The following is a 14,461-nucleotide window of genomic DNA, read 5'->3' as shown; positions in this document are numbered from 1 at the left end:
ACAGCTTGTCGCATATTCTTGCTTTGTTTAACTAAATAGCGCCTTTAAATTAGTTTTTACTGGTTTTTTATGATGTAAATGTGTGATGAATACTCTTTTGTTTGTTTGGCGCTGTGATTTGATTTCAATCCGACAAAAAACGCTTTAATGAAATTCATTTTTCCGGTTTTGTATTTTTCGGATAATAAGCTCACATAAAAACTGTCAAATTTCATTGGAAGCACTTCTACTAATTTCATCCCTTTTTCAGCAAACAATTTATCAATTGCTGTTTTTGAAAAATGCCAAATGTGTCTTGGTACATCAAAAGCTGCCCAAAATTTTCCGTAATAATTTGCATCAAATGATTTAAAATTTGGAACCGCTATAATAATTGTTCCGGTAGGTTTTACTAATCTTTTTAATTCCAAAATATATTCATCCAAATTTGGAACGTGTTCCAAAACGTGCCACATAGTAATCACATCAAAAGAATGGCTTTCTAAATCGGAAAGATTGTCTGCAAAATTCACACCTTTATTTATAGCAATTGTTTTTGCTTTTGCACTTGGTTCAATTCCGGTTGTTTTCCAGCCATCATTTTTGGCCACAACTAAAAAATCTCCGGTTCCTGCTCCAATGTCTAAAAGTTTTCCTTTCTCAGATTGCGAATTGATTAATTTTACTTTGTTTATAAGCGCAATATTTTTTATCAAATGATACATTCTTTCAAACAAAGAACGCTTTCCATCTGTATGAGAAATATAATCTTCGCTTTCATAATAGCTTGGCAATTTCTCTAAAGATGGTTTTGGAAACGTGATTAACAAATCGTATTCCGGATTGTGATGCAATTCAAAAATTTCTTTTGAAACAGAATAGTCTCTGACTTTTTGAAAAAAAATATTGTTTTGAAAACTCATATAAAGGCTGTATTGATAAGGCTTGGCAAACTTGGTTTCACGTGGAACGCAAAATTATCTGCCCATGTAAATTAATAAAACTGAAATGTCAGCAGGAGAAACTCCGCTGATTCTTGACGCTTGCGAAATAGTTACCGGACGAATCTTGCTTAATTTTTGTTTGGCTTCAATTGACATTGATTTAATTTTGTTATAGTCAAAGCTCTCAGGGATTTTAATATCTTCTAGTCGGATTAATTTCTCCGCATTGTTTCTTTCCTTTTCGATATAACCTGAATACTTAACCTGGATTTCTGCCTGTTCAATTATCTCTTTATCTAAATCATTTTCGGCAACGTAATCTTTAACTTTGTCAAACTTCATAAAATCATCCAATTCAATTTGCGGGCGTGAAAACACCTTAAACATTTTATCCGACTGAACCATTGCAGAACTATCTTTTGCTTCTAAAATTGGATTTGCTTCCTCAGGTGAAATGCTAGTTTCTTTGAAAAAATTCACCATTTTTTCACTTTCGTTAAACTTATGCTCCATTCTGCGCAATCTTTTTTCAGATGCTAAACCTATTTCATATGACTTTGGTGTTAATCTAAAATCGGCATTATCCTGACGTAATAAGGTTCTATATTCAGCGCGTGAAGTAAACATTCTGTATGGCTCTTCCGTTCCTTTTGTAATCAAATCATCAATCAAAACTCCGATATAGGCTTCATCACGACGCAATATCATCGGTTCTTGTTCTTTTACTTTCAATGCCGCATTAATTCCGGCCATCATTCCTTGTGATGCTGCTTCTTCATATCCTGTGGTTCCGTTAATTTGACCAGCAAAATATAAACCTTCTACAAGCTTCGTTTCAAGCGTATGCTTTAATTGTGTTGGTGGAAAATAATCGTATTCTATAGCATAACCCGGACGGAAAAACTTAACTTTCTCAAATCCTTCAACTGAACGCAATGCTTTAAACTGAATATCTTCCGGTAACGAAGTTGAAAAACCATTTACATAAACTTCAACTGTATTCCAGCCTTCCGGTTCTACAAATAATTGGTGTCTTTCTTTATCCGCAAAACGATTAATCTTATCTTCAATCGACGGACAATATCTTGGACCGATACTTTTAATTCTTCCGTTAAACATTGGCGAACGATCAAAACCTTCACGAAGAATATTATGCACTTCATTTGAAGTATAGGTCATGTGACAAAGCATTTGATGTGTCAAAGGTTTTGTTTCATCTGAATAAGAAAATTTATCCGGAACTTCATCTCCTGGTTCTTCTCTCATTTTAGAATAATCTAAAGAACGTCCATCAACTCTTGGCGGTGTTCCTGTTTTCATTCTTCCCGCTTCAAAACCAACTTTAACTAAGTCATCGGTGATTCCAAAAGCAGCACTTTCACCAGCTCTTCCTCCACCAAATTGTTTATCTCCAATATGAATTAATCCGTTGAGGAAAGTTCCGTTTGTAAGCACAACTGTTTTGGCTTTAATTTCAATTCCGAGTGACGTTACAATTCCTTCAATCTTGTTATTCTTAATCAAAAGACCTTTTACCATTTCCTGATAAAAGTCGAGATTCGGTGTTCGTTCCAATCGCAATCTCCATTCTTCAGCAAAACGCATTCGGTCCGACTGTACTCTTGGCGACCACATTGCCGGTCCTTTCGATTTATTCAACATCTTAAACTGTACTGCAGTATTGTCTGAAACAATTCCCGAATATCCACCAAGCGCATCAATCTCACGCACGATTTGTCCTTTGGCAATTCCTCCCATCGCAGGATTACACGACATTTGTGCTATATTTTGCAGGCTCATTGTAACCAACAACGTACTACAGCCCAAATTAGCCGATGCCGCAGCTGCTTCACAACCAGCGTGCCCCGCACCTACTACTATTGTATCGTATTTTTCTAAAAACATTTTAGTTGTGTTTCACGTGGAACATCTTCATTTTTTCTTCTTCTTTTTGACGCATAAGTTTTTCGTCTTCCTCGCTTTTATCTTTGTAGCCACAGTAATGTAAAACTCCGTGTACTAAAACCCGTTTTAGTTCTTCCTCAAAATCAACATTGAAATCAATGGCGTTTTCACGAACTCTTTCTATAGAAATAAAAATATCTCCATGTAGTTCGTTTCCGACAGAATAATCAAAGCTGATAATGTCTGTTAAGGTGTCGTGGTCCAAATACTGCTGGTTAATTTCAACTAAATAGTTATCGTCACAGAAGATATAATTAATCTCGCCTTCGCTCTTCATTTCAGAGCTAATGACTTTGGAAAGCCAGTCCGAATAAAGCGTTTCATTTTCTAGTTTGAAATCTAACTCGTAATTAAAACTAATCATTGGTTTTGAAATATTCTTGAACCCTTTGGTTAAAATTGGAGCGCAAAGGTAAGCTTTGTCTATTTAAAATTTCAATACTATTCAAATATTCTTGAAGTTTGCCCGGCAATGCATTAGCTTGATTATTAAATTCTTTTTTATTTGTTTCCGATTGGCGTTTACTGTCTTGTCCTTGTTGCTGCACTGCTTTTTCTAACTTCAGCAATTCATATTTAACATTCAAAATCTTTTGAAGCGTTTCGTTGTTAAATCCTTTGTTTAATAACTGTTTCTCAATCTGCTTCATCTGATCCATAGCATTCTGACCATTTCCTCCAACGCCTTGCTTCTTCAATTCCTTTTCTAAAGCTTCTCGCAACTGTTGCTGTTCCTTATAAATTTCCATTATGGCTTTAGCATCGCCTTCTCCGTCTTGTCCATTTTCACCTCCTTGTTGGTTACCTTTTCCCTTTCCATTGTTTCCTTTTCCGTCGCCACTGTCGCCTTTTCCGTCACCTTTCCCATTACTTCCTTTTTGTCCTTCCTGACCTTGACCTTCTTTTTCTCCTTGATTACCTTCCTGCCCTTCTCCGGGTTTGTCACCTTTCTTCATTCCCTTTTTCATCTTTTCGCCCAAACCTTCTTGCTTTTTGATTATATCGGGCAATTGCATTCCGGAACCTTGTCCTGGTTTTGGACTTCCTTTTCCAGAACCCGGCATCGCCATTTGCATTTGCATTCCGTTTAGAATATCACTTAGTAAATCGGCAAGTTTGTTAGAAGACGAAACCGCATATTGTTGGTGCGAACTTCCCTTTGGAACATTCGCTTCCGCCAGAGTCTCAATTGCCTTATCAACATTGTACTGAACGTTTCCTATTTCCTTTGTAATGTTTTCACCTATTTTTGGATTACGCAACGACATGGCAAACAAACTATCATCAACATGCTTGAATTGTTGCTTTAAGTTTTGCTGAATTTTTAAATTTTTATTGAATGATGGTGCACCACGTTTTAAATTCCGAAATTGCTTCATCACATCTTCCTGAGAAAAAGAATAAGCCAAAAGGTTATCCAAAATTTGTCGCAGCATGGCAACATCTTCTTCCATTTGCTCTGCTTCTGATGACTCCATTTGCTCTTGCATTTGTTGACTCATTTGCTTCATTTTTTTGGAAGCGCTTTTTTGCTTTGGCTTGGCCTTGCCCTTTTGCTGTTTTTGCAATTGGTCTTTAGCATCTTTTAAATCTTCGTCAATGCTTTTCTCTTTTTCTTCTGATTTAGGTAAATCCATTGGTGCTTTAAGTTCCTTATTGTCTTTTTCTAAATCTTTTAATTCTTCTTTGATTTTATCAAATTCCTTATTGATTTCATCTTGTTTCTCAGCATTATTCTCGTCCGTTTTATCGGCCAGCTTATCTTGTTTTTCAGCAAGTTTATTTATTTTATCGGCTATTTGCTGTGCTTTTTTCTCTACGTAATAACGTTTAGTCAACTCAACCAATTGCTCTAAACTCTTAGTCTGATTTTTACTGGCTTGCTGGAATTTCTCCATTTTCTCAAACAACTCTTCCTTACTGATTTTGTCATTCAGCTTTTGAAGTTCTTCGAGCAGTTTTTTATTTTTTTCTATTTCTTCTTTTGTTTTTTCTAATCTATCCTGAAGCAATTCTTTTTTCTCGTCTTTCTTCTCCGATTTGAATTGCTCTAAATTGTCCTTCATCTTTTCTGAAAACTCTTTCATCATTTCGTCCTGTTGCTTTTGACGCTGAATAAAATCGTTTACTTTTTGTTGGTCTTTATATTCTAGGTTATCTTTTTCCTTACCCATTTTTTGCAATTTATCCAACTCCGAAAGCTGCTTATCTTGTGCTTTCAGAGATTTTGCTAATGAATTGATGTTTTCATTTTGCTGTTGCATCTGTTCATCCTGCTTTTCCGTTTCAGTTGCAATTCGGTTACTAAAAACAGAAGACTTTGTGCTTTTGTAATTATGAATAGCATCATTATCAAAAATCTCAAAATAATATTCATACGAAACACCTTCTTCTACTGGAAGATTACTCGGAAAAGAAAACACAAACTGATCATAAACATCTTTCTTGACTGAAATAGCGGCTTTTTTAGCCGCGTTCGGAGTATCTTTTGGATAATACACAATTTGCAGTTTAGACAAGCCATAATCGTCTGAAATCTGTCCTAAAACAAAGTTCTTATTAACCTTTAAACTATCAGGTGCATTGTTTACAGTAATCGTTGGATATTGATCTTTGATTACCGAAATCTGATAGTTCAGTTTTTCATAGTTCTGAACTTTATTATTCGAAGTTAAAATTTGGTAATCTAAATTCTGAAGAATGCTTTTTGACAACGAAAATAAATTGTCATTTTTAGTAAAAGTGTAATGTGCATTTTCGTTAACCCAATCCACTTTTTGTGTAGCCAATGTATTCATTCTCCAGGTTACTTGTGTTCCTTCAGGAATTATGGCATTTCCTGTTCCTTTAATAACTTCAGATTTTTTATTCAAATAGTTTGGGAAATTCAATACCATTTCAAAATTGGCAATCGAAGGAACCGTAACAACTTTCAATTCATAATCGTGTGAAGAAACATCGTTAGCTTCTATGTGAAATTCTAAATCTTCCGATGGTTTCGGAATCACAAATTCAAATTCTCCCGGCTTGCTGCTTTCCATAAAATAACTTTCATCACCAATGAAAATCATTGCATTTTCGGGAACAACTTTGCCAATCGTTTTTACTTTTAAAAGGAAATCTTTGTTTTGTTCCGTTTGTAAATCTTTATTCAAAACCTCAAATTCAAAAGGTGCCGGTGGTAAAAATTGCTGCTTAAAATGAACTACCCGATTCAAACTTTGTGAAATCAAATTGCTGTTTCCCGAAAGATAAAAGAAGGCAAAAAACAATATTGGAATTATCGCCAAAGGCAAATACCTTTTGTTATTTCCAAAGTTTATGGCATTTCCAAAAGGAATCGGTTGCAGTGTGTTAGCTTTTTGATCAATTGATGCCGCTAATAATTCCGATTTGTTCTTGTCATAAGAAAGCTGTAAAAAGTTAGTTAACTTATCTTCAATTTCATTGAAGTGATTCCCTATAATAACCGAAGCTTCCTCGTAATCAATGCCTTTTTGAAGTTTGGATAATTTGAATAACGGAAAACAAATAAATCTGAAAAACAGAACGAGTTCAACCAGAACAAAGGTGTAAAACAAAACTGTCCTCGCTGCTGGCTTAAGCCAAAGAAAGTATTCTACGAACAAAGTGAATATAAAATACAGCAAACCAATTCCGATAAAGAAAATAATTCCCTTCAGCAATTGATTAGTATAGTACTTATTAATAAAGCCTTCTAACTTTTGATATATGATCTTTGAATTGTCCAATTTTTGCAATTTCTTTTTATAACCGATAAATGTACAATTTTTAGCGAATATCAAAGCGTTAAAAATTTGCCAAAGAAAATACCTTATCAATCAACACCAAAAACTTCCAACTTCCAACTTCCAACTTCCAACTTCTGATTATCTTTGCATCAAAATTTACAAAAATGTCAAGACCAGTTAGAGTTCGTTTTGCTCCAAGTCCAACCGGACCATTACATATTGGAGGTGTTAGAACTGCGCTATTTAATTATTTATTTGCCAAAAAACATAATGGCATTTTCTATTTAAGAATTGAAGATACCGACCAAAACCGTTTCATTCCGGGAGCGGAACAATATATTTTCGAAGCTTTGGAATGGTTAGGCATTGCGCCAAGTGAAACCGTTGGAAAGAACGAGAAATTTGGCCCTTACAGACAGTCTGAAAGAAAAGAACTGTACAAACAATACGCCGACCAATTGATAAATTCTGGCTGGGCTTATTATGCATTTGATACTGCTGAAGCATTAGATTTTCACAGAAAGCAACATGAAGAGCAAGGAAAAACATTTATCTACAACTGGCATAATCGCGAAAAGCTAGATACATCTTTGGTGATTTCAAAAGAAGAAACCGAAAAAAGAATTGCGGCCGGCGAAGCTTATGTGGTTCGTTTTAAAACACCTGTTAATGAAACTTTGTATTTGCACGACATCATTCGTGGTGATATTAGTTTTGAAACCAATTTGTTAGACGATAAAGTTTTATTCAAATCTGACGGAATGCCGACTTATCATTTGGCCAATATTGTTGATGACCATTTAATGGAAACGTCTCATGTTATTCGTGGGGAAGAATGGCTGCCTTCAATGCCGCTACACTCATTATTATACAAAGCCTTTGGTTGGGAAGCGCCGGAATTTGCTCACTTACCATTGATTTTAAAACCTATCGGAAACGGAAAATTATCAAAACGAGATGGCGATAAATTAGGATTTCCAGTATTTCCATTAGAATGGAAAAGTGAAGAAGGCGTTTCATCCGGTTATAGAGAAAACGGATTTTTCCCTGAAGCTGTTATTAACTTCTTAGCATTATTAGGATGGAATGACGGAACAGATCAAGAGTTATTCTCATTGGAAGAATTAGTTGAAAAATTTGATTTAAACCGAGTTCATAAAGCCGGAGCCAAATTCGACCCAGACAAAAACAAATGGTTCAATCACCAATATTTGCAAAAACAAAGTGATGAAAGTTTAGCGAAAAGTTTTGCTGCTATTCTTTCTGAAAAAGGAATTACTATTGACAATGATAAGTTGGTAAAAATCGTTTCCTTGATAAAAGAGCGCGCGAACTTTGTTTCTGAATTCTGGGAAATGAGTAATTTCTTTTTTGAAGCACCGACAACTTATGATGAAAAAGCGGCCAAAAACTGGAAAGAGGAAACACCTGAATTAATAAAACAATTGATCGAAGTGCTTAATTCAATTGAGGATTTTACATCGGTAAACATCGAGACAATTGTAAAAGACTGGATGACTCATAACGAAATCGGAATGGGAAAAGTAATGCAGCCTTTCCGTTTGAGCTTAGTTGGCGCGCTTAAAGGTCCACATCTATTTGATATTGTAGAGTTGATTGGAAAAGAAGAAACCATCAAGCGGTTGCAGAAAGCAATAGCTACTTTATAAAAAGAAAAGTCCCGAATTATCGGGACTTTTTTATAAGTTAAAAATAACCTGACCGTTTATTGTTCCAAGGTTACCTTTAAAACTATCTCCGTTATTATACTCCTGCAAGTCTTCATTCTTGTTGAGTTTATTCAATATATTGGTAAATCCATATTCATAGAAAATAACAGCTCTTATAATTTTATTTCCTGCTGAACACCCTAAATAAAAGTTGCCGCTAAATGTTGAAATATCTTCAATTTGATTGGCTTTTAACAAAGTGCCTTTAATGATTTTGTTTTCATCTGAAGCAGCAATTCCTAATTTTCCATTAATCTGTAATACAGGGCCAAAATCTAACGAAACATGATCTTCAACAACATTATAACTCATTAATAATCTAACCTGAACACCCTGAATATTGTATTTTATTTTTTGGTTTAAAGTAGATTCCAAAGAAAAATTATTGGAGAAAAACTGCATGCCATAAATCATGCTCCAGTTATTATAATAATTTCCCCTTACAGAAAGCCCTCCGGAAAAACCTAACTCTGGCTTGGTATCAAAATTATTGGTAAATAATGTCGTTTGTGAAATTCCGGCTGAAAGCCCGATACGATTACCGCTCCTGTAGCCATACTGTGCAAATCCAATAGTTGTAGTCAACAACAAAAGGATTGAAAATTTTTTAATCATGAATTCGTAACTTTTAATTTGTAACAAACATACATTTTTTTCGTACAACAACTTTACTAACTTAAATATTTAAAAATTATGCCATTTATCTTCATCATTCTTTTTCTTGGTGTTATCATTTTGTTCTCTTCATTTTTTACGGTAAAACAACAAACCGCAGTCGTTGTAGAGCGATTCGGAAAGTTTTTAAGTATCCGAAATTCCGGTTTACAACTTAAGATTCCAATCATTGATCGTATTGCCGGTCGTGTGAATCTTAGAATTCAGCAATTGGACGTTATCATCGAAACACAAACCAAAGACAATGTGTTTATCAAAATGAAAGTCTCTGTACAGTTTAAAGTAATTCAGGAACACGTTTACGAAGCTTTTTACAAATTGGAATATCCACATGATCAAATCACCGCTTATGTTTTTGACGTAGTTCGTGCCGAAGTTCCAAAGTTAATTTTGGATGATGTTTTCGTGAGAAAAGATGACATCGCAATTGCAGTTAAACGTGAATTAAACGAAGCAATGACAACGTATGGTTACGATATCATCAATACTTTGGTTACCGATATTGACCCTGATATTCAAGTGAAAAATGCAATGAACAGAATCAACGCTGCTGAAAGAGAAAAAACGGCCGCTATGTTCGAATCGGATGCACAGCGAATCAGAATTGTAGCTAAAGCAAAAGCGGAAGCGGAAAGCAAAAAATTACAGGGACAAGGTATTGCCGACCAACGTAGAGAAATTGCAAAAGGTTTGGTAGAAAGTGTTGATGTTTTAAACAAAGTGGGTATCAATTCACAAGAAGCTTCGGCTTTGATTGTAATTACGCAACATTATGACACGCTTCAGGCAATTGGTGCTGATACTAATTCTAATTTGATTTTATTGCCAAACTCACCACAAGCAGCAAGTGATATGTTGAACAATATGGTGACTAGCTTTACAGCTTCGAGCATCATGGGTGAACAAATGAAAAATCAACCTAAAAGAGTTAAGAAATCAGGAAATCATACTTCGTTAGATTATAATCCTTCTGACACTTCCAATCCGGAAGAACCTGCAAAATAATCGAATCAGGATAGAATAAAAAAGAGGCTTAATCGCCTCTTTTTCTATTTATATACCAATTGATTGCATACGGAATCGCAATCTTTAAAATCGTTCCTAACATTCCGGATGTTGCCTTTTGATAGATATCACTAATTAACGAAACTGTTTTAGAAGGAAGAAAACTTTCTTTTGTCTTGTCAATACTCAAAAGCATTTTTTTATAATGAATTTCTTTTTCCAGTCTTAGAATTTCTAAATCATGGTTAATTTCGGCGTAAGAGGAATATTTTTTAGTTTCCATAATTAGTCTTCGTTAAAAAATATTTCTGAGAATTTTTCCAAAATTGGTCCTTCTACTATTTTATCTTTTACTAAAAATAAAAGCAATGCCAATATCAAATAAATTCCGGCTACAGCCAAAAAGCCTAGCGGATAATTTCCGAATAAATTGCCTAAAGCCATAGCGCCAGCAACTGATATAAAAAGTAAAACAATGACAAGACAAATGGCAATCAGAAAAAATTTGAGCGCCAAAGTAGTTGATTTCATCGCAACTTTGAAACCCCATAGTTTGTAGTACGCAATGCTGCTTTCTAAATAAGCTTTGGCATTTTCCTGAATGTCTTCGACGTTTTCCTTTATTTCTTCTAATGCCATTATTTCTGAAGTTTGGCGTTTTGTTTTTTGAGCTCGGCTAATTTCTCTTCCAAAAAAGTGATTGCTTCTTCGGCTTTATAACTCGAATTAGAAAGTAAATCTTCGACCGTTTCTTTTAAGTCATCTTTTGTCTTTGAAAATTTCTCATTGGTTTCATCTTTTAAATCATCTAAACCTTCTTTTATTTTTTCTCTGGTTTTTGAACCTTTATCCGGAGCAAATAAAATTCCGATGGCAGCTCCAATTGCTGCACCTGCTATAAGTGCCAAAATGCTATTTCCGTTTTTAGTTGACATAACTTTTAAAATTTAATTGGAATAAAAATACAAAAATTAAACTGTGCCTGACGTTAAATTGCCGTTAAACAGTCGAAACTTAATATAAAGCCAAATAATGAAAGTTCTTCTAATCAATGATGATTTAGGCTTTCTGAATTTAAAAAATTCACTAAAATCAATTTATGGAAGCTAATTTTAATTGTTAAAAATTATATTTATTGTAATTGTCATAGGTTTTCTAAATAATAAGAAAGCCCGCTAAAAAAGCAGGCTTTCCATTTATAAAATCTATTTCGAAATTATTCTTTGCTTTCCAATTTTGCCCAAGTATCTCGTAAGCCAACTGTTTTGTTAAAAACCAATTTTTCAGAAGAAGAATCTTTATCAACACAAAAATATCCCAAACGTTGAAACTGGAATCGCTCACCGTTTTTAGCTGTTGCCAAACTTGGTTCTAAATATCCTGTAATTACTTCCAACGAATTTGGATTAATGTATTTTTTAAAATCGACATCTTTATCGCCATCCGGATTTTCATGTGTAAAAAGCCGGTCATAAATACGAACTTCCGCTTCAATCGCATGATTGATAGAAACCCAGTGAATCGTTCCTTTTACTTTTCGTTGAGAAGCTTCTGTCCCACTTCCGCTTCGTGAATCTTCATCATAAGTACAATGAATTTCAGTTATATTTCCGGCAGCATCTTTTACAACAGATTCACCTTTAATGATATAAGCATTTTTCAAACGAACTTCTGTTCCTAATGTCAAACGGAAAAATTTCTTGTTGGCTTCTTCCTGAAAATCTTCTCTTTCGATGTATAATTCTTTTGAAAAGGGCACTTTTCTAAAACCTAAACTTTCATCTTCCTGACTGTTTTCGGCATCTAAATTTTCTTCTTTTCCTTCCGGATAATTCGTAATAACGAGCTTCACCGGATTCAAAACCGCCATAACTCTTGGTGCTGTTTTATTCAAAATATCTCGTACACAGAATTCCAGAAGTGAAACATCAATCAGATTTTCACGTTTTGCAATTCCGATAGTATTCGCAAAATTTCGAATCGCCATTGGTGGATAACCACGACGACGCATTCCTGAAATTGTGCTCATTCTTGGATCATCCCAAGCTGTTACGTGTCCTTCTTCTACTAATTGCAGTAGCTTTCTTTTAGAAACGACTGTATGCGAAAGATTACGGCGTGCAAATTCTCTTTGCTTTGGACGTACTTTTTTGATATCATAAACCTGGTCTAAAAACCAATCATATAATTCGCGGTGAGGCAAAAATTCGAGTGTACAAAATGAATGTGAAATCTGCTCTAAATAATCACTCTCTCCGTGAGCCCAGTCATACATTGGATAAATACACCAATCGTTCCCTGTTCTGTGATGATGTGCATGCAGAATTCGATACATAATTGGATCGCGCATCAACATATTGTTGGCGTTCATACTTATCTTGGCGCGAAGAATATGTGTTCCGTTTGGAAATTCCCCATTTTTCATTCGAGTAAACAAATCTAAATTCTCTTCAACCGAACGATCTCTGTAAGGCGAATTTGTTCCGGGAGTTGTTGGTGTTCCTTTTTGAATTGCCATTTCTTCTGAAGATTGGCTATCAACATAAGCTTTTCCGGCTTTGATAAATTCAACTGCCCAGTCATATAATTGCTGAAAATAATCAGAAGCATAACATTCGTTACTCCATTTATAACCAAGCCATTCGATATCTCTTTTGATAGCATCTACATATTCCTGCTCTTCTTTCGCCGGATTGGTATCATCAAAACGCAGATTCACCGGCGCCTGATAATCTAATCCTAATCCAAAGTTTAAACAAATAGCACTAGCATGACCAACGTGCAAATACCCGTTTGGCTCAGGCGGAAAACGAAAACGCAATTTGTCTTTTGACAAACCTTTTTTCAAATCTTCTTCTATAATTTGTTCAATGAAATTAAGCGACTTCTCTTCTGTTGACATATTCAAAATTTTGAGCGACAAAGTTATCAAAATAGTTGGTTATTTGGTAATTCGGTTATTTGGTTATTTGACTTTTTAACGGTAGAAATACAAATATTTAGTACTTTTATCGAATAAACGAATAACCAAATCCACAAATATGGGCACCATAAAACTTCAAAATATAAGAACTTTTTCTTTTCACGGTTGCCTGGAAGAAGAAGGCAGAATTGGTTCGGATTATCGTGTGGATTTGGAAATCAAAACCGATTTGAGAAAATCTTCTGTTTCTGATGAGCTCAAAGACACCGTTGATTATGTGCTTTTAAATAAAATTGTTGTCGAAGAAATGGCGATTCGTTCCAAATTATTAGAACATGTGGCACACAGAATTATTACCAGAATTTTTAGTGAAATTCCGGCCATTTCCCGAATTCTTTTAGCGGTTTCAAAACTCAACCCACCTATTGGTGGTGATGTTGAAGCGGTTACTATTGAAATGGAAGAATACCGCAGCTAAATTCCAAAATATAAATTCCAAATTCCAAAAAAAGTGAGTTTCAAATTTCAAATTTCAAATTAATTCCTATATTTGCCGACCAACGGCATCTTGGCCGAGCGGCTAGGCACCGGTCTGCAAAACCGTCTACTCCGGTTCGAATCCGGAAGATGCCTCAAAAGAGTTACTAGAAATAGTAGCTCTTTTTTATTTGTCCTTCTGACGAAGAAAGAATCTAAAAAATTAATTAAAGATAGTATTCATATCCCGAAGATGTCTCTGAAACCTTCAAGGAAACTTATAGTTTTTTTATTGTTTATTCTCTAACTCTTCAAACGCTTTATTGACGATTTTTTGCTCCTTTGGAAACCAGCCTTGAGTTAAAAGAAATACACCCGAAATAATCAAAACAATGCTGATAAACTTCTTGATTAAAAGAATGTTTTTTTGGTTGAGTTGGTTTCGCAATTGCTTGGCTAAAAGTATTTTGAAAATATCGGTTACAAAATAAGTAACAATTAAAGTGGAGAAAAAAGCCAACATTCTGGATGTTTTTAATTCCAGCTGAGGGCCAATAGTTATCAGAATTGCTAACCAAAATCCGAGTACGCCAATATTGATAAAATTCAGGAAAAAACCTTTGATGAACAAAGAGAGATAATTGGTTTTAGCCAGCTCTTTTGGATCAATTTCGTCAATATTAACTTTTCTGGCTTCCTTTCTGTTATTCACAAAAGAAATAATACCATAAGTCAGCATTACTAATCCACCGAAAATAAACAATGCCGGATCATCTTTAATGCTTTGAATTAATCGATAACTACTAAAAAAAGCAATGGTAATAAAAACAATATCGGCTAAAACCACACCTGCATCAAAAACAATTGCGGCTCTAAATCCTTTAACAACACTGGTTTCGAGTAATACAAAGAATACTGGTCCAATCATAAAACTTAGAAAGAAACCAAGCGGAATGGCAGATAAAATATCTTGAAGTAAAATCATTGTTACAATTTTGACATTGCAATTTA

13 protein-coding genes and 1 tRNA gene are annotated in these 14,461 nt (G+C 34.7%); 4 read left to right on the top strand and 10 right to left on the bottom strand.

All coding sequences use genetic code 11. From position 1 onward, the window contains the following. Positions 1–56: 56 nt before the first annotated feature. The 4 genes from L1S35_RS09040 to L1S35_RS09025 are packed head-to-tail and all read right to left on the bottom strand — an operon-like array spanning position 57 to position 6,640. A complete protein-coding gene (locus L1S35_RS09040) occupies positions 57–902 on the bottom strand; it encodes a class I SAM-dependent methyltransferase (RefSeq protein ID WP_236399651.1) in 846 nt (281 codons plus the stop codon). A 54-nt stretch (positions 903–956) separates the two neighbouring features. Then, complete coding sequence (gene mnmG, locus L1S35_RS09035; protein WP_236399648.1) at positions 957–2,828, bottom strand: tRNA uridine-5-carboxymethylaminomethyl(34) synthesis enzyme MnmG; 1,872 nt, start codon at positions 2,826–2,828, stop codon at positions 957–959. Between the two features lies 1 nt (position 2,829). Continuing rightward, a complete protein-coding gene (gene ybeY, locus L1S35_RS09030; RefSeq protein ID WP_236399645.1) occupies positions 2,830–3,252 on the bottom strand; it encodes an rRNA maturation RNase YbeY in 423 nt (140 codons plus the stop codon). Next, entirely contained in the window at positions 3,245–6,640 is a 3,396-nt protein-coding gene (locus L1S35_RS09025; protein WP_236399641.1) for a coiled-coil domain-containing protein, read from the bottom strand. Before L1S35_RS09025 ends, ybeY begins: the two co-directional genes overlap by 8 nt. Positions 6,641–6,804: 164 nt before the next feature. Here L1S35_RS09025 and gltX point away from each other — a divergent pair, with 164 nt between their 5' ends. Continuing rightward, positions 6,805–8,310, top strand: a complete 1,506-nt coding sequence (gltX, locus tag L1S35_RS09020) for a glutamate--tRNA ligase (RefSeq protein WP_236399638.1) — start codon at positions 6,805–6,807, stop codon at positions 8,308–8,310. Between the two features lie 30 nt (positions 8,311–8,340). On the opposite strand, the gene L1S35_RS09015 is transcribed toward gltX, so the two are convergent. Continuing rightward, entirely contained in the window at positions 8,341–8,985 is a 645-nt protein-coding gene (locus tag L1S35_RS09015; RefSeq protein WP_236399635.1) for a PorT family protein, read from the bottom strand. A 78-nt stretch (positions 8,986–9,063) separates the two neighbouring features. Between L1S35_RS09015 and L1S35_RS09010 the strand changes: the two genes are divergently transcribed. Further along, on the top strand, positions 9,064–10,050 hold the full coding sequence (locus tag L1S35_RS09010) for an SPFH domain-containing protein (RefSeq protein WP_236399632.1): 987 nt from the start codon (positions 9,064–9,066) through the stop codon (positions 10,048–10,050). A 28-nt stretch (positions 10,051–10,078) separates the two neighbouring features. Here the strand turns inward: L1S35_RS09010 and L1S35_RS09005 are convergent, their stop codons facing one another. The 4 genes from L1S35_RS09005 to L1S35_RS08990 form a co-directional block, all read right to left on the bottom strand. Beyond that, positions 10,079–10,333 (bottom strand): DUF6327 family protein, encoded by a 255-nt coding sequence (locus L1S35_RS09005; RefSeq protein ID WP_236399628.1) that lies wholly within the window; start codon positions 10,331–10,333, stop codon positions 10,079–10,081. 2 nt (positions 10,334–10,335) lie between these two features. Continuing rightward, on the bottom strand, positions 10,336–10,689 hold the full coding sequence (locus L1S35_RS09000) for a competence protein (protein WP_236399625.1): 354 nt from the start codon (positions 10,687–10,689) through the stop codon (positions 10,336–10,338). Further along, complete coding sequence (locus tag L1S35_RS08995; RefSeq protein WP_236399623.1) at positions 10,689–10,985, bottom strand: YtxH domain-containing protein; 297 nt, start codon at positions 10,983–10,985, stop codon at positions 10,689–10,691. The genes L1S35_RS09000 and L1S35_RS08995 overlap by 1 nt, the downstream gene beginning before the upstream one ends. A 281-nt stretch (positions 10,986–11,266) precedes the next feature. Further along, the gene (locus tag L1S35_RS08990) at positions 11,267–12,952 is read right to left on the bottom strand and encodes a glutamine--tRNA ligase/YqeY domain fusion protein (protein WP_236399621.1); all 1,686 of its coding nucleotides are present in this window, start codon (positions 12,950–12,952) and stop codon (positions 11,267–11,269) included. 139 nt (positions 12,953–13,091) lie between these two features. On the opposite strand from L1S35_RS08990, the gene folB reads away from it, so the two are divergent. Together folB and L1S35_RS08980 are read left to right on the top strand one after the other, a co-directional pair. Next, on the top strand, positions 13,092–13,451 hold the full coding sequence (gene folB, locus L1S35_RS08985) for a dihydroneopterin aldolase (protein WP_236399619.1): 360 nt from the start codon (positions 13,092–13,094) through the stop codon (positions 13,449–13,451). A gap of 84 nt (positions 13,452–13,535) precedes the next feature. After that, positions 13,536–13,606: transfer RNA gene (locus L1S35_RS08980), tRNA-Cys, on the top strand. 133 nt (positions 13,607–13,739) lie between these two features. On the opposite strand, the gene L1S35_RS08975 is transcribed toward L1S35_RS08980, so the two are convergent. After that, positions 13,740–14,435: a LysE family translocator gene (locus L1S35_RS08975; protein ID WP_236399616.1), complete on the bottom strand. Its 696-nt coding sequence runs from the start codon at positions 14,433–14,435 to the stop codon at positions 13,740–13,742. Between the last annotated feature and the right edge of the window lie 26 nt (positions 14,436–14,461).

Origin of the sequence: Flavobacterium anseongense, assembly GCF_021608185.1 — a bacterium.
Classification (GTDB): Bacteria; Bacteroidota; Bacteroidia; order Flavobacteriales; family Flavobacteriaceae; genus Flavobacterium; species Flavobacterium anseongense.
This window is presented reverse-complemented; position numbering and strand designations above follow the sequence as displayed.

Bases quoted from the DNA above. Each gene is read 5' to 3' on its own strand.
- L1S35_RS09040 (WP_236399651.1), bottom strand. From the start codon at position 902: ATGAGTTTTCAAAACAATATTTTTTTTCAAAAAGTCAGAGACTATTCT.
- mnmG (WP_236399648.1), bottom strand. From the start codon at position 2,828: ATGTTTTTAGAAAAATACGATACAATAGTAGTAGGTGCGGGGCACGCT.
- ybeY (WP_236399645.1), bottom strand. From the start codon at position 3,252: ATGATTAGTTTTAATTACGAGTTAGATTTCAAACTAGAAAATGAAACG.
- gltX (WP_236399638.1), top strand. From the start codon at position 6,805: ATGTCAAGACCAGTTAGAGTTCGTTTTGCTCCAAGTCCAACCGGACCA.
- L1S35_RS09015 (WP_236399635.1), bottom strand. From the start codon at position 8,985: ATGATTAAAAAATTTTCAATCCTTTTGTTGTTGACTACAACTATTGGA.
- L1S35_RS09010 (WP_236399632.1), top strand. From the start codon at position 9,064: ATGCCATTTATCTTCATCATTCTTTTTCTTGGTGTTATCATTTTGTTC.
- L1S35_RS09005 (WP_236399628.1), bottom strand. From the start codon at position 10,333: ATGGAAACTAAAAAATATTCCTCTTACGCCGAAATTAACCATGATTTA.
- L1S35_RS09000 (WP_236399625.1), bottom strand. From the start codon at position 10,689: ATGGCATTAGAAGAAATAAAGGAAAACGTCGAAGACATTCAGGAAAAT.
- L1S35_RS08995 (WP_236399623.1), bottom strand. From the start codon at position 10,985: ATGTCAACTAAAAACGGAAATAGCATTTTGGCACTTATAGCAGGTGCA.
- L1S35_RS08990 (WP_236399621.1), bottom strand. From the start codon at position 12,952: ATGTCAACAGAAGAGAAGTCGCTTAATTTCATTGAACAAATTATAGAA.
- folB (WP_236399619.1), top strand. From the start codon at position 13,092: ATGGGCACCATAAAACTTCAAAATATAAGAACTTTTTCTTTTCACGGT.
- L1S35_RS08975 (WP_236399616.1), bottom strand. From the start codon at position 14,435: ATGATTTTACTTCAAGATATTTTATCTGCCATTCCGCTTGGTTTCTTT.